Annotated in this window: 19 protein-coding genes; 14 read left to right on the top strand and 5 right to left on the bottom strand. The window is 65.2% G+C overall.

Annotated elements, in window-relative coordinates:
• Positions 1 to 61: 61 nt before the first annotated feature.
• Together nirD and nirB are read right to left on the bottom strand one after the other, a co-directional pair.
• Complete coding sequence (gene nirD / locus ACE3PH_RS00205; protein WP_374315282.1) at positions 62 to 400, bottom strand: nitrite reductase small subunit NirD; 339 nt, start codon at positions 398 to 400, stop codon at positions 62 to 64.
• A gap of 21 nt (positions 401 to 421) precedes the next feature.
• Positions 422 to 2,947 carry a nitrite reductase large subunit NirB gene (gene nirB / locus ACE3PH_RS00200; RefSeq protein ID WP_374315280.1) on the bottom strand — a complete coding sequence of 842 codons (2,526 nt, stop codon included), beginning with the start codon at positions 2,945 to 2,947 and terminating at the stop codon, positions 422 to 424.
• Positions 2,948 to 3,304: 357 nt separating this feature from the next.
• On the opposite strand from nirB, the gene ACE3PH_RS00195 reads away from it, so the two are divergent.
• The 3 genes from ACE3PH_RS00195 (at position 3,305) to ACE3PH_RS00185 (ending at position 4,980) form a co-directional block, all read left to right on the top strand.
• Positions 3,305 to 3,556 (top strand): ATP-binding protein, encoded by a 252-nt coding sequence (locus tag ACE3PH_RS00195; protein ID WP_374315278.1) that lies wholly within the window; start codon positions 3,305 to 3,307, stop codon positions 3,554 to 3,556.
• 24 nt (positions 3,557 to 3,580) lie between these two features.
• Positions 3,581 to 4,072 (top strand): nickel-responsive transcriptional regulator NikR, encoded by a 492-nt coding sequence (nikR, locus tag ACE3PH_RS00190; RefSeq protein WP_374315276.1) that lies wholly within the window; start codon positions 3,581 to 3,583, stop codon positions 4,070 to 4,072.
• An 83-nt stretch (positions 4,073 to 4,155) separates the two neighbouring features.
• Entirely contained in the window at positions 4,156 to 4,980 is an 825-nt protein-coding gene (locus tag ACE3PH_RS00185) for a nickel transporter (protein WP_374315274.1), read from the top strand.
• On the opposite strand, the gene ACE3PH_RS00180 is transcribed toward ACE3PH_RS00185, so the two are convergent.
• Positions 4,971 to 6,722, bottom strand: a complete 1,752-nt coding sequence (locus tag ACE3PH_RS00180) for an amidohydrolase family protein (RefSeq protein ID WP_374315272.1) — start codon at positions 6,720 to 6,722, stop codon at positions 4,971 to 4,973. The two genes, ACE3PH_RS00185 and ACE3PH_RS00180, sit on opposite strands and share 10 nt — an antisense overlap.
• Before the next feature lie 107 nt (positions 6,723 to 6,829).
• Between ACE3PH_RS00180 and ACE3PH_RS00175 the strand changes: the two genes are divergently transcribed.
• The 6 genes from ACE3PH_RS00175 (at position 6,830) to ACE3PH_RS00150 (ending at position 11,333) form a co-directional block, all read left to right on the top strand.
• Complete coding sequence (locus ACE3PH_RS00175; RefSeq protein WP_374315270.1) at positions 6,830 to 7,858, top strand: AraC family transcriptional regulator ligand-binding domain-containing protein; 1,029 nt, start codon at positions 6,830 to 6,832, stop codon at positions 7,856 to 7,858.
• A 97-nt stretch (positions 7,859 to 7,955) separates the two neighbouring features.
• Complete coding sequence (locus ACE3PH_RS00170; protein ID WP_374315268.1) at positions 7,956 to 8,798, top strand: M12 family metallo-peptidase; 843 nt, start codon at positions 7,956 to 7,958, stop codon at positions 8,796 to 8,798.
• Positions 8,799 to 8,872: 74 nt separating this feature from the next.
• Positions 8,873 to 9,421, top strand: a complete 549-nt coding sequence (locus ACE3PH_RS00165; RefSeq protein ID WP_374315266.1) for an NADPH-dependent FMN reductase — start codon at positions 8,873 to 8,875, stop codon at positions 9,419 to 9,421.
• 53 nt (positions 9,422 to 9,474) lie between these two features.
• Positions 9,475 to 9,807, top strand: coding sequence for a nucleotide pyrophosphohydrolase (locus ACE3PH_RS00160; RefSeq protein WP_374315264.1), 333 nt, complete (start codon positions 9,475 to 9,477; stop codon positions 9,805 to 9,807).
• A 32-nt stretch (positions 9,808 to 9,839) separates the two neighbouring features.
• Positions 9,840 to 10,169 carry a hypothetical protein gene (locus tag ACE3PH_RS00155; protein ID WP_374315262.1) on the top strand — a complete coding sequence of 110 codons (330 nt, stop codon included), beginning with the start codon at positions 9,840 to 9,842 and terminating at the stop codon, positions 10,167 to 10,169.
• Between the two features lie 69 nt (positions 10,170 to 10,238).
• Complete coding sequence (locus ACE3PH_RS00150; RefSeq protein WP_374315260.1) at positions 10,239 to 11,333, top strand: 6-pyruvoyl tetrahydropterin synthase family protein; 1,095 nt, start codon at positions 10,239 to 10,241, stop codon at positions 11,331 to 11,333.
• Between the two features lie 16 nt (positions 11,334 to 11,349).
• Here ACE3PH_RS00150 and ACE3PH_RS00145 read toward each other — a convergent pair whose 3' ends face one another.
• Entirely contained in the window at positions 11,350 to 11,817 is a 468-nt protein-coding gene (locus ACE3PH_RS00145; RefSeq protein WP_374315258.1) for an Lrp/AsnC family transcriptional regulator, read from the bottom strand.
• A gap of 170 nt (positions 11,818 to 11,987) precedes the next feature.
• Between ACE3PH_RS00145 and leuA the strand changes: the two genes are divergently transcribed.
• Together leuA and ACE3PH_RS00135 are read left to right on the top strand one after the other, a co-directional pair.
• The gene (gene leuA / locus ACE3PH_RS00140) at positions 11,988 to 13,682 is read left to right on the top strand and encodes a 2-isopropylmalate synthase (protein ID WP_374315256.1); all 1,695 of its coding nucleotides are present in this window, start codon (positions 11,988 to 11,990) and stop codon (positions 13,680 to 13,682) included.
• Between the two features lie 113 nt (positions 13,683 to 13,795).
• Positions 13,796 to 14,863: a FimV family protein gene (locus ACE3PH_RS00135; protein ID WP_374315254.1), complete on the top strand. Its 1,068-nt coding sequence runs from the start codon at positions 13,796 to 13,798 to the stop codon at positions 14,861 to 14,863.
• Here ACE3PH_RS00135 and ACE3PH_RS00130 read toward each other — a convergent pair whose 3' ends face one another.
• Complete coding sequence (locus ACE3PH_RS00130) at positions 14,864 to 16,030, bottom strand: D-alanyl-D-alanine carboxypeptidase family protein (RefSeq protein ID WP_374315252.1); 1,167 nt, start codon at positions 16,028 to 16,030, stop codon at positions 14,864 to 14,866.
• Between the two features lie 152 nt (positions 16,031 to 16,182).
• On the opposite strand from ACE3PH_RS00130, the gene thiM reads away from it, so the two are divergent.
• The 3 genes from thiM to thiD are packed head-to-tail and all read left to right on the top strand — an operon-like array spanning position 16,183 to position 18,513.
• The gene (thiM, locus tag ACE3PH_RS00125) at positions 16,183 to 17,016 is read left to right on the top strand and encodes a hydroxyethylthiazole kinase (RefSeq protein ID WP_374315249.1); all 834 of its coding nucleotides are present in this window, start codon (positions 16,183 to 16,185) and stop codon (positions 17,014 to 17,016) included.
• Positions 17,009 to 17,659, top strand: a complete 651-nt coding sequence (thiE, locus tag ACE3PH_RS00120; protein ID WP_374315246.1) for a thiamine phosphate synthase — start codon at positions 17,009 to 17,011, stop codon at positions 17,657 to 17,659. The genes thiM and thiE overlap by 8 nt, the downstream gene beginning before the upstream one ends.
• Before the next feature lie 5 nt (positions 17,660 to 17,664).
• Complete coding sequence (gene thiD, locus ACE3PH_RS00115; RefSeq protein WP_374315244.1) at positions 17,665 to 18,513, top strand: bifunctional hydroxymethylpyrimidine kinase/phosphomethylpyrimidine kinase; 849 nt, start codon at positions 17,665 to 17,667, stop codon at positions 18,511 to 18,513.

Here is an 18,513-nt window from a genome sequence, read left to right as displayed (position 1 = left end):
ACCGGGTAGTAGCCAACCCCGATTGTCCCCAATTTGACCCGTCCGTGAAGGGGTCGGTGCGTCAGGCGGTGGCCACGAGCACGCGACCGTTGTCGACACGCACCTGATGGGCACGCACCGAGAACTCTGGCGCTTCAAGACAGGCGCCGGTGCGCAGGTCAAAGTGGTTCTTGTACAGGGGTGACGCCACCACGATCTGTTCACCCAGGTTGCCCACCAGGCCGCGCGAGAGCACGCTGGCGCTGGACTTGGGGTCGACGTTGTCGATGGCGAAATACTGGTCTTCGCCTACCCGGAACACGGCCACGTGCCGGTCATCGACCAGGGCACAGACACCGGTGTTGGGCAGGATATCGGAGACCGCGCACACTGCTGTCCAGTTCAGTTTATCGGTAGTCATTTTCAGGGTCCTCAGCGGGGATCAGACAGTGGCGCTGGTCAAAGGGTCGTGCTCTTCCGGACGGGCTGGACGAATCTGGCCACGTTCCTTGACGAACAGGATCCGTTCGTCGCCCTTGTCGCTGTTGACAAAGGTGCGGAAGCGCTTGCGGGTCTCGGGATCGGTGATGGCCGTCTTCCACTCGCACTGGTAGGTGTCGACCACGTGCTGCATCTGGGCTTCCAGCTCGGCGCACAGGCCCAGGCTGTCGTGGAGCAGCACTTCCTTGAGGTAATCGAGGCCGCCTTCGAGGTTGTCGCGCCAGGTGCTGGTGCGCTGCAGGCGATCGGCTGTGCTGACATAGAACATCAGGAAGCGGTCGACCAGCTTGACCAGCTCTTCCTTGCTCAGGTCGGAGGCGATCAGTTCGGCGTGGCGGGGCTTCATGCCACCGTTGCCGCACACATAGAGGTTCCAGCCCTTTTCGGTGGCGATGATGCCGACATCCTTGCCCTGTGCTTCCGCGCATTCGCGGGTGCAGCCGGACACGCCGAACTTGATCTTGTGCGGCGCACGCAGACCCTTGTAGCGGTTCTCCAGCTCGACGGCGAAGCCGACGGAGTCACCCACACCATAACGACACCAGGTCGAGCCGACACAGCTCTTCACCGTGCGCAGCGACTTGCCATAGGCGTGGCCGGACTCGAAACCTGCGGCAATCAGCTCTTCCCAGATCAGCGGCAGCTGCTCGACGCGGGCGCCGAACAGGTCGACACGCTGACCACCGGTGATCTTGGTGTACAGACCGTACTTCTTGGCGACCTGGCCGACGGCGATCAGGCCTTCGGGGGTGACTTCACCGCCGGGCATGCGGGGCACGACCGAGTAGGTGCCGTCCTTCTGGATGTTGCCCAGGAAGTAGTCGTTGCTGTCTTGCAGGCCGGCCAGGTCCTTCTTCAGGACGAAGTCATTCCAGACCGAGGCGAAGATGGAGGCAGCGGTGGGCTTGCAGATGTCGCAGCCCAGACCCTGGCCGTGCTTGGCCAGCAGCTCGTCGAAGGTCTTGATCTGGCCCACACGGATCAGGTGATAGAGCTCCTGACGCGAGTAGGGGAAGTGCTCGCAGAGGTGGTTGTTGACGGCCAGGCCCCGCTTGGACATCTCGGCCTTCATGATCTGCGTCACCAGGGGCACGCAACCGCCACAGGTGGCACCGGCCTTGGTGCAGGACTTGATCTGACCGATGGTGGTGGCACCTTCGCCGACCGCGGCACAGATCTGGCCCTTGCTCACGCTGTTGCATGAGCAGATCTGGGCGCTGTCCGGCAGCGCGTCAGGGCCCAGGCCGGGCTTGGCCTTGCCGTCGCTCGACGGCAGGATCAGGAATTCAGGATCGGCAGGCAGGGCAATGCCGTTCAAGGCCATCTGCAGCAGCGTGCCGTATTCGTCGGCATTGCCCACCAGCACGGCGCCCAGCAGCAGCTTGCCATCCTGGCTGACGACGATCTTCTTGTAGATCTGCTTGATCTCGTCAACGTACTGGAAGGTGCGGCAGTGCGGTGTCTTGCCATGCGCATCGCCGATGGAGGCGACGTCGACGCCCATCAGCTTGAGCTTGGTGCTCATGTCGGCGCCGGCAAAGCGGGCCGACTCGTCGCCGGCGATGTGCTTGGCGGCCACGCGGGCCATGTCGTAGCCAGGGGCGACCAGACCGTAGGTCATGTCGTTGAAGGCGGCGCACTCGCCCACGGCGTAGATGTGGTGGTCGGCCGTGCGGCAGAACTCGTCGATGACCACGCCACCGCGGGCACCCATGGCCAGGGCGCTGGCGCGGGCCAGTTCGTCACGCGGGCGGATACCGGCCGAGAACACGATCATGTCGGTCTCGAGGTAGGTGCCGTCGGCAAAGACCATGCGGTGGAAGGCGCTGCCGCCGTCGGTGATCTCGACGGTGTTGCGGCCGGTGTGCACCTTGACGCCCAGGGCTTCGATCTTCTCGCGCAGCACGCGGCCGCCGCCGTCATCGACCTGGACGGCCATCAGGCGCGGGGCGAACTCGACCACGTGGGTTTCGAGGCCCATGTCGCGCAGGGCCTTGGCGCATTCCAGGCCCAGCAGACCGCCGCCCACGACCACACCCGTCTTGCTCTTGGCGCCGCGGGCCTTCATGGCCTCGAGGTCTTCGATGGTGCGGTAGACGAAGACGTCGTCACGGTCGCGGCCCGGGATCGGGGGCACGAAGGGGAAGGAGCCGGTGGCCAGCACCAGCTTGTCGTAGACGATCTGTTCGCCGTCGGCCGTGGTCACGGTGTTCGTGCGGCGCTCGATGGAGGCTGCCTTGGCGGCCAGACGCAGCGTGAAGCCGGTCTTGTCGAAAAAGCCCGGTTCGACCAGGGACAGGTCGTCGGCCGTCTTGCCCGAGAAGAATTCAGACAGGTGCACCCGGTCGTAAGCAGGACGGGGCTCTTCGCACAGGACGGTGACTTCCACGTCCTTCAGGCCGGTTTCGGCCAGGCTTTCGAGAAATTTATGGCCAACCATGCCATGGCCAACGACGACGATCTTCATGTCTGCTCCAACAGAGACTCGGGTGCGCACCTGGCGAAAGGGGGCTGGATGCGCGGTCAGGAGAAGGACTGGGGAGCATGCGCTTCGACCCGGTCCCGACAATTCCGCCGTCGTTAGCGGAGAGAGGGGGCAGTGCGGCGGCGGCTCTACCGTTGCACTGCATGTGCCTTCAAAGAAGCAAACAGCGTGCCCGCGGAATTTGCCCCGGTGCTGTGCAAGTCAGGGGGAAACTGACCGAACAACCCAGGCCCGAGACCCTGGAGACGCCCTTGGATGGTTCGGCTGGATATGCGTTGCACCACTTTGGGGATGCTGACCGATGTGGTGTGGCAAGCGCCGTGCTAGCCTGATGGCACCATGTCACCGACCACGCCCCCCTCCCGGCCCGGCCCCAAAGCCTTGCCAGCCGTGGACCCCGCCCGCTGTACCGGGTGTGGGCGCTGTGTGGCGGTGTGCCCGCCCCATGTGTTGTGGCTGGAGGCGGACGGGCCGCACGGTTGGGGGCCCAAGCGATCCGTCCTGCACGACCCGGCCGGGTGCACCGGCTGCGCCAAATGCGCCGTGATCTGCCCGTTTGATGCGATCAGCATGGTCAAGCCCTTACGATAGCGGCGCCTGCACGGGACTACACACATGGAACGCTTCACGATCTCTCTGGACGACAAACTGGCGCGCGAGTTCGACGACTGGGTGGCCCAGCGTGGCTACGAAAACCGCTCGGAGGCTTTCAGAGACATGGTGCGGGCCGAGATGGACCGCCAGCGCGTGAGCGCCAGCCCCGAGGGCATGTGTGTCGCCTGTTTGTCGTATGTGTTCAACCACCATGAGCGGGACCTCGCCGAGCGCCTGACCCATCTGCACCACGAGCACCACGACCTGACCCTGTCGACCATGCACGCGCATCTGGACCACGAGCACTGCATCGAGACGGTCTTGCTCAAGGGGCACATCGGGGCGGTGCAACGCCTGGCCGACGCGGTTTGTGCTCAAAAGGGCGTGCATCACGGCAAGCTCAATCTGATCAGTGTGGATCTGCATTTGCCGCACACGCACGAACATGATCACGCGCACGGGCACCACGCGCACGATGCCCAACCCCACATCCACCTGAAACCGGCCTCCTGAGTCGGAATAGCACCGTCCAAGCTTGGTGCTGACCACCATCGACAGTATGATGATTTATAAATTCGTCATACACCAAGACGGTCATGCAACTTCCACAAGAATTTCTGCCTCTCGCCGCAGTGGTGACCCTGCTGGGCATGAAGCATGGCTTTGATGCCGACCACCTCGCGGCCATCGACGGGCTGACCCGTGCCAACAGCCGGCATCAACCTCGTCTGGCCCGCCTGGCCGGCGCGCTGTTTTCCAGCGGACATGGCCTGGTGGTGATCGCGGTGGCCTTGCTGGTGTCGGGCTTTGCGGCAGCCTGGAAGGTGCCTGAATGGCTGGAAGCCACGGGCGCCTGGGTCTCCATCAGTGTGCTGACCTTGCTGGCCGTGATCAACCTGTTCAGCCTCGTGCAGACGCCGCATGACGAGCTCGCGCGCACGGTAGGCTGGCGCAGCACGCTGTTTGCGCGCTTGCTGAAGGCCCAGAAGCCCTGGACTGTTGCTGCGGTGGGGGCCTTGTTTGCCTTGTCCTTCGATACGGTGAGTCAGGCCACCCTGTTTGCCATCACGGCGGGCCGCTTCGGTGGCTGGCAGCCGGCCTTGCTGCTGGCGCTGCTGTTCATGCTGGGCATGCTGCTGACCGATGGTCTCAACGGCCTGTGGATTGCGCGCCTGATCCGCCGCTCTGACGAGACGGCACGCATCGCTTCGCGTGTCATGACCCTGGCCGTGTCTGGCATCAGCCTGCTGACGGCCGGCGTGGGTGTGGCGCTGCAGTTGGTGCCTGGCCTGGATGCGCGCATCGATGACCACCTCTGGCTGCTGTCGGTGAGCATCCTGGTGGTCATCCTGGGCAGCTTCCTGACGGGGCGCCGACTGGCGCGCGTCACGGCTTTGCGCGCTCAGCCGGTTCAGGCCTGAGCCCGGCGGCGCAGGAAACGGCCAAAGTGACGGGCCTTGCCCAGATCGGGTGAGGGGGCATCGTCGGCCCAGGCGACCTGGCCGTTGATCAAGGTGGCCTTGATGATGCCGTCATTGCGGTTGACCACGCGGCGCAATCCGCCCAGTTCGTCGAACGCTGCTTCGGCATACTGACCGAGATCCGTGCGCCGCAGTGCCTGCGGGTCGAGCACCACGATGTCGGCCTGTCGCCCAGGCAGCAGCTTGCCGATCTCCAGGTCGAACCAGTCGCCGATTTCGCCGGTCAGCCGCCATACGGCCTTTTGCGGCGACATGGCGGGCGTGTCCATGACCGCCAGCTGCAGCATCCACAAACCGAAGTTGTAGAAGGCCATGTTGCGCAGGTGGGCGCCGGCGTCGGAGAAGCCGACGATGGCAGCGCTGTCGTTGAGGTTGACGCGGATGCGGTCGGGGTTGTGGTTGCCGATGATGGTGGACCAGCGCAAGCCTCGGCCATGCTCGATCACCAGATCAAGGAAGACCAGGGCCTCGTGCTCGCCACGTTCGCGAGCCACGTCGCGGATGGTGCGTCCAACCAGTTTCGGGTCGGGGCAGTTCATGATGGCGGCATCGCCGAAATCACGATGCCAGACGCGCCCGCCCCAGCGCCGCATGTATTCCTTGCGGAAGCGTTCGCGGTAGACCGGGTCGCTGAAGAGGCGGTTGCGGTCCAGGTCCTGCTTGAGGTGCAGCGCGGCTTCTCCGGCGGGAAACTCCTCGAACACCACGAAGTCGATGCCGTCTGCATACACCTGGAAAGGCTGAGGCAGCGCCTGCAAGCGGAAGGCAGCACCCAGGAAGTTGTTGAACAGCCGAGCCCCGGCTGCCGTCAGTTTGTCCAGCCCCGGGCGGGCCTTGATGTCCATCAGCGTGATGAGCGTGGTCTTCAGCTTGCGGCGGATGCCCAGTGCGGCCGACGTCGCCATGTAGAACACCGCATTGATCGGGTTGTTCAGGTTGGGGGCCGACTGCAGGATGGCACCGCGACGGCGCAACAGGCCGTGCAGTCGGCGGTATTCCTTCCAGGTGGCGTAGGTGGAGGGCAGCGCCGCCGAACGATGGCGGTTGCCATCGACCTTGTCCCAGGGGTTGGTCATGGCTGACAGGCCCAGCAGCCCCTCGTCAATGGCCTGATTGAGCAGGCCTTCCATGCGGTTCATTTCAGCCGTGGTGGGGCGCGCGTGGGGGTCCACGGCCCGGTCGAGTCCCATCACGGCGGTGCGCAGGTCCGAGTGCCCCAGGAAACTCGCGATGTTGGGGCCCAGCGGCAAGGATTCGAGGTGCCGCGCATAGCCTTGGGGGTCGTGCCAGGTCTTGACCGTTTGCAGCACGGGCAGCACATACTCGCGTGGAATCGACTCGACCCGGGTGAAGATGTCGCAGGCATCTTCGGCGTCCGCGCAGACCATGCTGATCGAGCAACTGCCGACAAAGCAGGTGGTCACGCCGTGGCGGACCGATTCCTGCAGGCCGGGGGCAATCAGCAGTTCGGCGTCATAGTGGGTGTGGATATCGATGAAGCCAGGGGTCACCCACAGTCCGTCGGCCTCGATCACGCGGCTCGCATGGTGCGGGTTCAAGGGCACTTCGCTGATGGCCACTACCCGGCCATCGAGCACGCCGACATCGGCCTGGCGCGGTGCGGCGCCTGTGCCATCGAAGACCAGGCCACGCCGGATCAATACGTCAAATCGGGTTTGCATGGGGGCTCCTGTGGTGGGCGAGTGGCGCTAGGGATGCTAGATTTCGCCAGCGCGACGCACTTGTCATTTGGGGACAGGTGTTTGCCATTTGGAGACGAGTTGCCTTCATGGTTACCCTGGTTCGTGCTTCCAGCCTCTATGGCTATGTCGACCTGGCGCGCGAGCTGGGTCTGGACGGTCTGTCTGCGCTGCGGCATGTGGGTCTGTCGCCCGACGACCTGCGTGATCCAGACGACCTGATTTCCCATGAGGCGATGGTGACCCTGCTGGAATACACGGCCGTGGTCACCCGGTGTGCAGATGTGGGCCTCAGGCTGGCTCAACGCCAGGGCCTGGGTTTGCTGGGGCCGGTGTTTGCGCTCATCCGCCACGCCTCGACGGTGGGCGATGCCCTCACGCTGGCGGCACGCTATCTGTTTGTGCACAGCCCGGCCCTGAGTTTGCGGTTGTTGCCGGTGGTGGGGCAGCCGTTGCTGGTTGATCTGTGTTTCGAGCTGGATTTGCCGGGACAGGCCCCATCGCCCCAGGTCGACGAGCTGTCGCTGGCCTTGCTGGTCGAGGGGCTGCGCCTGCAAAGCGATGGCGAGGTGCGGCCTGTGCTGGTGCAGTTTCCACATGCGCGCTTGTCACCCCAGGCGACCTACAGCAAGGTGTTCGGCTCGGGGTGCCGCTTTCGCGCCGAGATGGCGGCCGTGCGGATACGGGCTGCGGATCTGCAGCGCCGCCTGCCCGATCATGACCCGTTGATGCAGGCGCTCACACGTCGGTATCTGGACCGCCACTTCGGGACCGAAGACGCATCGCTGGGCACGCAGGTCCGCGCCGTGGTGCGGCGTGCGCTGGGGGCCGGCGCCTGCAGCCGTCAGGACGTCGCTGCGGTGCTGCAGCTGCATCCCAGAACCCTGCAGCGGCGGCTGTTGGCAGAGGGGCTCGTCTTTGAAACCATCGTCGATCAGGTCCGGCGCGATCTGTTTGTCGCCTGTCTGTCCAGACCCGATCCCCCGGCCTTGAGTCAGCTGGCCCTCATGCTTGGCTACGGCGAGCAGTCGGCGCTGACCCGGAGTTGCCATCGCTGGTTCGGGTGCAGCCCGACCGCGTGGCGACTGCGGCGACACGCTGCGGCAACGCCCTCCTGATTCGGGTGCATGCACGCACTGCACCCGCATTCGGGGTATGGGCAAGTCGTCCTGAGGGGTCTTAGCATGTTTGCAAAATACCCAATCAGGAGACCCCATGGGAAGACCTTGTCTGCCCCTGGGCCGTGTGCTGGGCGCGCTGGTCATGTCTGTGTTGACCACGCTGGCGCAGGCAGCCGCGGTCCAGCCTACGCATGTGGCCGAGCTTGACGCGATCTTTTCCCAGTCGAGCTTCGGCCTCAACCCGATCGACATCCGCTTCAACCCCGCGCAGACGCTGGTCAACCCCGACTGGCTGCTCAATGAAACCGAACAGGCTGCCTGGTCGAGCTCGCCTGGGGTGGGCATTGACGTTCTGACCCGTGCGTCCGGCCTCGCAAACAGCCTGACCATACCGGTGTTCTACATGGATGGCTACGTGACCCATGGCGTCAGCAACACGTCGGTGCTGGGGCTGGCCTGGGTGGGGGACAACGGCCTGACACTCAATGCGGCGGTGCAGGCCGATATCGTGGAGCGCCCGGAAGCCCATCTGCCTTGTCCGGCTGATCTGTCCGGCATCGTCGGCTGCTATGTGCTGGAGCCGGGCGTGACGGCCGCCGATGTGGCGAACCACCGCTTGTATGCGGCCAGCGTGCTGGCGCACGAGCTGGCACACAACCTCGGCTTGCAGCACACCAATGACCTGTCCTTGATGTCGGGTAGCAGCTCGGATGCGTCTTTCAGCACCTATCTGAGCACAGCACAGGTTCAGACGCTGCTGACAAGCCGATTTGTGCAAACGGACGCTGATGGACACCGGTTCGTGTCCATCACGCCCTTCGCCGTTCTGGCCGCCGTGCCGGAGCCGGCTACCGTCTGGCTGATGCTCACTGGCACCCTGGTGCTGGGTGGGCAGGTGCGTCGCCAGCGCAAATCATTCAAAAAACTTGATTGCTGACATCGAAATACCTGCGCCCTGACTGAATGTTGCCGGCCTACGATGAGCCATCTCAGCAAAGAAAGGATCTCATCATGGCTGGACTGCACTTTGTCGGTATCTCGGGTAGCCTGCGTCGCCAATCGACCAACACCGGTCTGCTGCGAGCCGCGCAGAAGGCGCTGCCGGAAGGCGCCACGATGGAGATCGTCGACCTCTCCGACATCCCCTTCTTCAACTCGGACAACCCCGACAAGCCCGCCAGCGTGCAGCGTGTGTTCGCCCAGTTGGCCAAGGCCGACGCGCTGGTGTTCGCCTGCCCCGAATACAACTATTCGATCGCACCGGCTCTGAAGAACATCATCGACTGGGCTTCGCGCGAACCGAACAACGCACTGCTGGCCGGCAAGGCTGCCGCCATTGTGGGTGCCGGCGGTGGCATGGGCACCTCGCGGGCGCAGTACCACCTGCGTCAGGTCTGTGTGTACATCGATGTGCACCCCCTGAACAAGCCCGAGTTCTTCGCCAATGCGTTTGCCGGTGGCTTCGATGCCAACGGCGACCTGACCGACCCGCAACTGCAGAAGATGCTGGCCGACCAGATGGCCGCACTGGCCCGTTGGGCCACCCAGCTCAAGGCTTGATCCCATCTCGCCGCAGGATAATGGGCCTGGCCCCTTGGGCCCAACCCGCAGCGATGAAGGATGATCCCTTGTCTGATCCCCGCACCCTGGCCGAACTGGCCGAACGCCTGCAGCAGTTTGCCGATGCGCGCAACTGGGGGCCTTTTCACGCCCCGAAAAACCTGGCCTCGGCGCTGATTGTCGAGGCGGGTGAGTTGCTCGAGCATTTCCAGTGGCTGACTGAAGAGCAGAGCCGGCAGCTCGATGGCGAGGCGAAGCAGGCGGTGGCCTACGAGATGGCCGATGTGCTGCTCTACCTGGTGCAACTGGCCACCCAGCTCGATGTGGACCTGATGGCCGTGGCGGCCGAGAAGATGGCGATCAACGCCCGCAAGTACCCTGCTTGACGCGGTGGTCGTGGGTCTGGCCCAATCGGACCATGTCGTGGTTGAACAAGTCGCCCCGCTCCATTCGCTCCCCTTCAGGTTGGGAGTGGCGGATATGGAAGAAATTGCCGCTGGTATGGCTTGTGGGGACCTTGCTGCCCGTGGCCATGGGCCTGGTGGCTTGGTGGTCCGTGCCGGCTGAAGAGGGCGCGCCGCTTGACCCCGAGGTCATGCGCTTCGTGTTTGTCATGGTGGGGGTGGTGATCCTGCACTGGACCCTGGTGCTCACCCTGGCCATCTACTGTGGCATCGTCATGCTGATGAAGGGGCCGACCTATATGGCAGACTCCTACCCCCTGCCCGACAGCGATCGCCCGCTCTGACCGACGGGTGGCATCCGTCCGGGCCGAAGCCCGTTTTCTTTTCCAGTCTCACTGACAGGTCGGTTCACCGTGTCTCTTCTCACCCTGCACACCGCATCACGCAACTTCGAGTCGGCCCGCCAGGTCGGCATCCTGCCTGAGGGGCACAAGGGGCGTCGGCTGCACGGGCACAGTTTTGTGGCGAAGATCCGTGCCGACCTGCCGGCAGGCTGGGCGCCCTACCCTGGTGGTGAAGTGCCCTTGCTGGGCCAGCGCCTGGCGGCCTGTACCGAGCAACTCGACTACCGGCTGCTCAACGACCTGCATCCCAACCCGACCGACGAAAACCTGGCGCGCTGGCTGCGCGACCAGCTCGATGTGCCGGGGCTGGAGCAGGTGGGCATCCAGAGCACGGCCGACCAGGGGGTGGACCTGGACCGTCACGACCAGGCCCATGTCTGGCGTCGTTACCGCTTCCAGTCGGCCCACAAGCTGCCGAACGTACCGCTGGGCCACAAGTGTGGTCGCCTGCACGGGCATGGCTTTGAAGTGATCGTGCATGCCAACCAGGACGCCGGCGGGCGTGACCTCAGCATCGACTACGACCATCTGGACGCCATCTGGGCCCCCTTCCACTACCAGCTCAACCACCGCTACCTCAACGACATCGAGGGCTTGTCCAACCCGACCAGCGAGATCATGGCCGGCTGGCTGTGGGCGCGCCTGAAAGCGGTGCTGCCCGAGCTGTCGTGGGTGACGGTGTACGAGACCGGGTCCTGCGGGGCCAACTTCAATGGCCGCGAGTACCGCATCTGGAAAGAGATGACGCTCGACAGCGCCGTGCGCATCCAGCGCGCGCCGGCCGATGACCCGCACAGCGTCATCCATGGGCACACCTTCACGATGCGCCTGCACCTGTCGGCGCCGCTGGACCAGGTGATGGGCTGGACGGTCGATTTCGGGGATGTGAAGGAGCGCTTCAACCCGATCTTCAAGATGCTGGACCACCACCCCTTGCACGAGTTGCCGGGCCTGGCCGACTGTGACGCCGCCTCGCTGTCGCACTGGATCCTGCAGCAGGCGCGTGCCGTGCTGCCGGAAGTCGACCGGGTCGACCTCTACCAGACCCGCGGCTGCGGCGCGCTGGCGCTGGTCGGCGCCGAAGGCCCGGCGCTGCCGATCTGAGGCGGGTGACGCCGGCTTACCCGCCCAGCGGCAAGGTGGTCCGGTCGACCACGCGGCGCAGCACGAAGCTGGTGTGCACGCCGGTTACGCCCGGGATGCGCGTGATCTGGCCCAGCAGCAAGGCCTGGTAGGCCTCCATGTCCTGCACGACCACCTTGAGCAGGTAATCCGACTGCTGGCCGGTGATGAGCAGGCACTCCAGCACCTCCGGCAGCTCGCCGATGCGCTGTTCGAAGTGCGTGAAGCGCTCGGGGGTGTGCTGGTCCATCGAGATGCCGATGAGCGCCATGAGCGTCAGGCCCAGCTTCTTGGCGTCCAGCATGGCGCGGTAGCCCGTGATCAGGCCGGACTCTTCCAGCGCCCGTACGCGCCGCAGGCATGGCGAGGGTGACAGGCCGATGCGGTCGGCCAGGTCCTGGTTGGAGATGCGCCCGTCGGCCTGCAGGGCCTCCAGGATCAGTCGGTCATAGCGATCCAGTTGCATGGCTATCCACCCATTTGTTCTTTGGTGGTTGATTATGCCAATTACCATTTCAGTATTGACAGAAGATGGCCAGACACTAGCTTGTGGTGGCAATAAAAGCAAGCACATGCCAAGCCGGTTTCTCTAAGATTGCTGGCAGTGAACAGCTTTTCTGACGGAGTCTTCTCGCCATGTTGAACCAGCCTGCAAGCAAGTACAGCGCCTTCCAGCCCGTGCGCCTCACGGACCGCCAATGGCCGAACCGGGTCATCACCCAGCCGCCGGTGTGGATGAGCACGGACCTGCGCGACGGCAACCAGTCGCTCTTCGAACCGATGAACGCCGACAAGAAGATGCGCATGTTCAAGATGCTCTGCGACATCGGCTTCAAGGAAATCGAGGTGGCCTTCCCCTCGGCCTCCGACACCGACTTCAACTTCGTGCGCAGCCTCATCGAAGACGGACACATTCCGGACGGTGTGGCCATCGAGGTGCTCACCCAGGCGCGCGAGCACCTCATCCGCCGTACCATGGAGGCCGTCAGGGGGGCGAAGCGGGCCATCGTCCACGTCTACAACGCCACGTCCAAGCCCTTCCGCGAAACCGTGTTCAACATGAGCCGCGACGAGGTGCGCGACATGGCCGTGGCGGGCGTGAAACTGGTGCGCGAGATCGCCGAGACCATGCCCGAAACCGAGATCGTGCTCGAGTACAGCCCGGAGACCTTCACCGGCACGGAGCTCGATTTCGCCCTGGAAGTGTGTGACGCCGTGACCGCGGCCTGGGGCGCGACCCCCGAGCGCAAGGTGATCCTCAACTTGCCGACCACGGTGGAGCTCACCACGCCCAACGTCTACGCCGACCAGATCGAGTGGATGCACCGCCACCTCGCCCGCCGTGACAGCGTCATCCTCAGCCTCCACCCCCATAACGACCGGGGTACCGCCGTGGCCGCGGCCGAACTCGGCCTCATGGCCGGTGCCGACCGTGTCGAGGGCTGCCTCTTTGGCAACGGCGAGCGCACGGGCAACGTCGACATCGTGACCCTGGCGCTCAATATGTACACCCAGGGCATCCATCCGGGCCTCGACTTCTCGGACATCAATGCCGTGGCCCGCACCGCCGAGTACTGCACGCAATTGCCCATCCACCCCCGTCATCCGTATGTGGGTGACCTGGTCTTCACGGCCTTCTCTGGCTCCCATCAGGACGCCATCAAGAAGGGATTTGCCGCTCAAGAGGCGGACGCCCCGTGGAACGTGCCCTATTTGCCGATCGATCCGGCCGATGTGGGGCGCACGTATGACTCCGTGATCCGGGTCAACAGCCAGTCGGGCAAGGGCGGCGTCGCTTACCTGTTGGAAACCGAGTACGGCATCGTCATGCCGCGCCGCCTGCAGGTCGAGTTCTCGGCTGTGGTCCAGGCCCATGCTGATGCACATGGCACCGAAGTGAGCGCTCACGACATCTGGCAATTGTTTGCCGCCACCTACCTCACGCCAGACCAACCGGTGCGTTACCGACAGCACCAGCAGGTCCAGCAAGGGGCCCACGAGGCCTTGCGTCTGACGGTGGATGTCGATGGCCAGACCCGCATCCTCAGCGGCGAGGGCAATGGGCCGATTGATGCCGCCGTGCACGCCATGCGGCAGTTGGGCATCGATGTGCAGGTGCGCAGCTACGAGGAACGCTCGGTGGCGGCCAGCGCGGCAGCGGGTGAGGCCCAGGCCTGTGCGATTGTCGAACTGGTGGTGCAAGGCCACGAGTGCTTCGGTGTCGGCATGGATGCCAACATCGTGACGGCTTCCATCAAGGCGCTGGTCAGTGCGCTCAACCGCAGTGGCGACATGTGGCGTATGCACGCCACCACAGAAAAGGTAGCGTAACGCGTACGGCTAATCTTGGCCTGGATCAATCGGCAGGTTATACATCGTGACACGATGGCTTACATCGTTTAACGACTGTGTGATGGTTTGCGGGAGATCCAGCAGTGAAGTGCGTGTGGAAGAAAGTGGCCCTGGCAACGCTGGTGGCCTCAGCCCTGTGTTCGGTGGCCGGTGAAGCGGCTGCCCTCGGGTTTGGCACCCCCAGCAGTCGCACGCTACTGGGTGCGCCCTTGAGGGTGTCGATGCCGCTGCATTTCAGCAGCGCTTCCGACGAAGTCGGCGACGAGTGCCTGACGGCCGAAGTCTATTTCGGGGACGTGCGGGTGTCGCAGGAACAGGTCTCGGCCATCGTCAAGCACCTGTCGGACACGGACTATGCCCTGCTGATCGGTACCTCGGTGCCGGTCAATGAGCCGGTGGTCACGGTCAACCTCCGTTACGGGTGCACCACCAGCTATGCCCGCCAGTTCATCGTGCTGGCCGACCCGCCGCTTGACACACCGTCTGTGCCGGTGACGGCGCCGGTGGAGCCGGCGGCCGATGCCGCGGGCAGGGGCGCATCAGGTTCCGGCATGCCCACGGTGGCCGGCTCGGTGACCATTCCGCCCGCCACGGTGGAGCCTGTCAAGCCCAGAACACCTCACCCGCGACGGGCCGAGCCCAAGGTGGTGCAGGGGATGGCCGTGCCTGCCGCCGTGAAGGTGGCCGAGTCCACCTCGTCCGCCAGACCGGAGCCCGCCAAGCCGAAGCCGGCATCGAAGTCGCCGAAGGTGGCGCCACAGGCCAAGGCAGCCGGGCCCCACCTGCAACTGGACCCGGTGGATGCCCAGCCATTGGACCCCCTGACACTGGGACGCAGCGTGCCGGTGACGTCGGCCGGTTCTGCGGTGAAGGTGGGGGCACCGGCTTCTGCCGTGGCCGTGGCCGCTGCGCCGCCGCCTTCCCAGGCGGATGCGCCGTTGCAGTTGCGCATGGAGCAAGACCAGCAGCGCATGGACGACATGGAAAAGCGCATCGCTGCGCTGAATGCCGAAGTGGCCGCGCTCAAGTCGCGGCCTTCAGGCTACGACCGCGCCACCGGCTTGCTGGCGGCGCTGGCCTTCCTGGCCATCGTCACCAGCGGGGTGCTGTTCATGCAGTGGCGTCGCGAGAAGCAGACCCGCGAGCTGCTGCAGTCGTGATCACTTGCCGAACCAGCTCAGGATGCGTTGCCACAGGCGCTTGAAGAAGCCGGCTTCTTCCACGGCCTGTTGCGCCACCAGGGGCTGCTCGGCATAGGTCTGACCATCGATGGTGGCCACGATCTTGCCGACCACGGCGCCTTGCTGGATCGGGGCGGTCAGGCCCGGCGTGTACTGCACGCTGGTCTTGACCTGCTGGGCCTGGCCACGCGGCACCAGCAGCGAGAAGTCCTGCTGCAGCACGGCGGGTACCAGATCTTCCTTGCCGAAACGCACCGGGGCCTGACCCAGCGGTGCGCCGGTGCGAGCGGGCACCGCGCGTTCGAACTGACCGAAGCCCCAGGCGAACAGGGCGCGGGTCTGGTCGGCACGGGCCTGCATGCTGTTGGCGCCCATCACCACCGAGATCAGGCGCATGCCATCACGCTTGGCCGAGGCCGTCAGGCAGAAACCGGCTTCCGAGGTGTGGCCGGTCTTGAGGCCGTCCACCGTGGGGTCGGTGTACAGCAGGGCGTTGCGGTTGCCCTGCTTGATGTTGTTGAACTTGAATTCCTTCTCGGCGTAGATCGGGTAGTACTCGGTGCTGTCGTGGATGATGGCGCGCGCCAGGATGGCCAGGTCACGCGAGGAAGCCTTGTGCTGCGGGTCGGGCAGGCCGGTCGCGTTCATGAAGTGCGACTGCGTCATGCCCAGGCGCTGGGCTTCCTTGTTCATCAGCTCGGCAAAGGCGGGCTCGGTGCCGGCAATGTGCTCGGCCATGGCCTTGGAAGCATCGTTGCCGGACTGGATGATGATGCCACGCAGCATGTCGATGACCGAGGCCGTGCCATTGAGTGGCAGGTACATGCACGACTCTTCGCTGGTGCCGCGGCACCAGGCGTTCTGGCTGACATGGACCTGGTCAGTCTGCTTGAGGCGGCCGGACTTGAGCGACTGCTCGATGATGTAGCTGGTCATCATCTTGGTCATGGAGGCCGGCGGCAGCGGCATCTCGGCATTGACCTGGGCCAGGATGCGGCCCGAGTCGTAGTCCATCAGCACATAGGCCTTGTTTTCCAGCGTCGGCGGGGGCACGGCAGGGCCGGCGGCAAAGGCGGACAAGGAGGACAGAACGAGGCAGGAGCCCATCGCCAGCGGGGCGATGAGAGAGAAAGAGAGCTTCTTCATGAGCGGGGACGTGGTCACGTCGGTTTGAACAATACGCAGGTGCGTATTTAACTGCGATATCGGGTCGATTTCGCGTTGCCGGATGAAACGGACCGCGTATGGGCCCGGATAATTGAGGGTTCACGTGCCGAGATGACGAGGAGAGCCTGACCATGACGACCGCCTGCCTGGATGCCGCAGCCCTGTGGGCCGACCTGGAGGCCGTGCGTGCCCAGGCCCCGCTGGTGCACAGCATCACCAATTTCGTGGTCATGAACTACAACGCCAACGCCCTGCTCGCGCTGGGGGCCTCACCGGTGATGGCCCACGCACGTGAAGAGGTGGTCGACATGGTGGGCATTGCCCAGGCGCTGGTGCTCAACATCGGTACGCTGGAGCCGGTCTGGATCGAGGCCATGAAGCTGGCGCTGCAGGCCGCCCGGGCCCGCCCGATTCCCGTGGTGCTCGATCCGGTCGGCGCAGGTGCCACGCCCTATCGCAACGCTGCGCTGACCGATCTCATGAAGACGGGCGCACCCACCATCGTGCGTGGCAACGGTTCCGAGATCATGAGTGTGGCCGGCTTGTCGGCGCGTACCCGTGGGGTCGACAGCGCCGCGTCGTCTGGTGAAGCGATCGAGGCGGCGCGCGCCCTGGCGCGCGACACGGGCGGTGTGGTGTGTGTCAGTGGCGCCGACGACCATGTGGTCGATGCCCGTGGCCGCTGGGTCAGCCTGTCGAATGGCCACCCGTGGATGACGCGTGTCACTGGCGTGGGTTGCTCGGCCACGGCCATCGTGGGGGCCTTTGCAGCGGTCCAGCCCGATGCCTGGCGTGCCACCACGGCCGCCATGGCGGTGCTGGGCGTGGTGGGCGAGATGGCAGCCGAGCGTGTACAGGCCTTCGGTGCGGGTGTGGGGCGCCTGCAGATCGAATTGCTCGATGGCCTGCAGCTGCTCACCGAGGCCGACTTCCTCTCCCGCCTGAAGATGGTGGTGCATGGCTGAGTCGCGCTGGCGCCCTCATCTGCTGCTGCACCTGGTGACCGACGCAGCCCTGTGTGGCCCGCGCGGCGTTGAGGCCGTGGTGGCGGCGGCCGTGCGCGGTGGCGTGACCTGCGTGCAACTGCGCGAAAAGACGCTGGACACCCGCCCCTTCGTCGAGCGCGCGCGGGCCCTCAAAGCCCTGCTGGCGCCGCTGGGCGTGCCGCTGATCATCAACGACCGGCTGGACGTGGCCCTGGCCAGTGGCGCCGACGGCGTGCACGTGGGCCAGCATGACATGCGGGTCGACGATGTGCGCCGCTGGCTTGGCCCGGAGGCCCTGGTGGGGCTGTCGATCGAATCGACCGAACAACTGGATGTGGCCGAGCACGAGCCCGTGGACTACTACGGCATCAGCCCGGTGTTCGCCACCCCGACCAAGACCGATACCGCTGCCGCGCTGGGCCTGGACGGCCTGGCCGCACTGCGGGCGCGCACACGACGCCCCCTGGTGGCCATAGGGGGCATCCACGTCGGCAATGCGCCCGATGTGATGGCCGCTGGCGCCGATGGCCTGGCCGTGGTCAGTGCCCTGTGCGCGGCCCCTGATCCCGCCGAGGCTGCGCGCAGCCTGCGGCTGGCCATGCACCTTCCCCTGACAGCATGAACGACATGAGCGACTCCCCCATTCCCGCCTGCCACCGCTACACCCGCGTGCTCAGCATTGCCGGCTCGGACAGTGGCGGCGGCGCCGGCATCCAGGCCGACCTGAAGACCGCGGCCGCCCTGGGCTGCTTCGGCATGACCGCCATCACCGCCATCACCGCGCAGAACACCGTGGGGGTGCAGGGCATCCATGCCGTGCCGCCGGAGATGCTGGCCCAGCAGATCGAATCGGTGGTGACCGACATCGGGGTGGATGCCGTCAAGATCGGCATGCTGCATGACCCGGCGGTGGTGCAGGTGGTGGCCGAGGCCGTGCGTTGGCACCGTTTTGCCCATGTGGTGCTCGACCCCGTGATGGTGGCCAACAGTGGCGACCGCCTGATCGCCGACGAGACCGTGGCAGTGCTGGTGCGCGAGCTGTTTCCGCTGGCCACCGTCATCACGCCGAACCTGGATGAAGCGGCCTGGTTGCTGGGGCACCCCATCACGTCGAACGACCAGCTGCAATCGGCCGCCGATGGCTTGCGAGCGCTGGGTGCGCCTGCAGTGCTGGTGAAGGGCGGGCATCTGGTCGGCCCCGTGGTGGCCGATCTGCTGGTCACAGCCGAGCGCAGCTGGCGCTGGGAAGACACCCGCATTGCCACAGCGAACACGCATGGCACGGGCTGTACGCTGTCAACGGCGATGGCCTGCCATCTGGCCCTGGGCTTGAGCCTGCCGGAAGCGGTCGAGGCTGCGCGGCGCTATGTGCGCCAGGCGATGCAGTCGGGTGCCGAGCTGCAGTTGGGGCACGGCCATGGTCCGCTGGACCACGGCTTTGGCCCGCAGGCGACGGTGCGCCGCCCGCTGGCTTGA

The sequence above is a fragment of the Aquabacterium sp. genome, assembly GCF_041909175.1.
Taxonomy (GTDB): Bacteria; Pseudomonadota; Gammaproteobacteria; order Burkholderiales; family Burkholderiaceae_C; genus Aquabacterium.
This window is presented reverse-complemented; position numbering and strand designations above follow the sequence as displayed.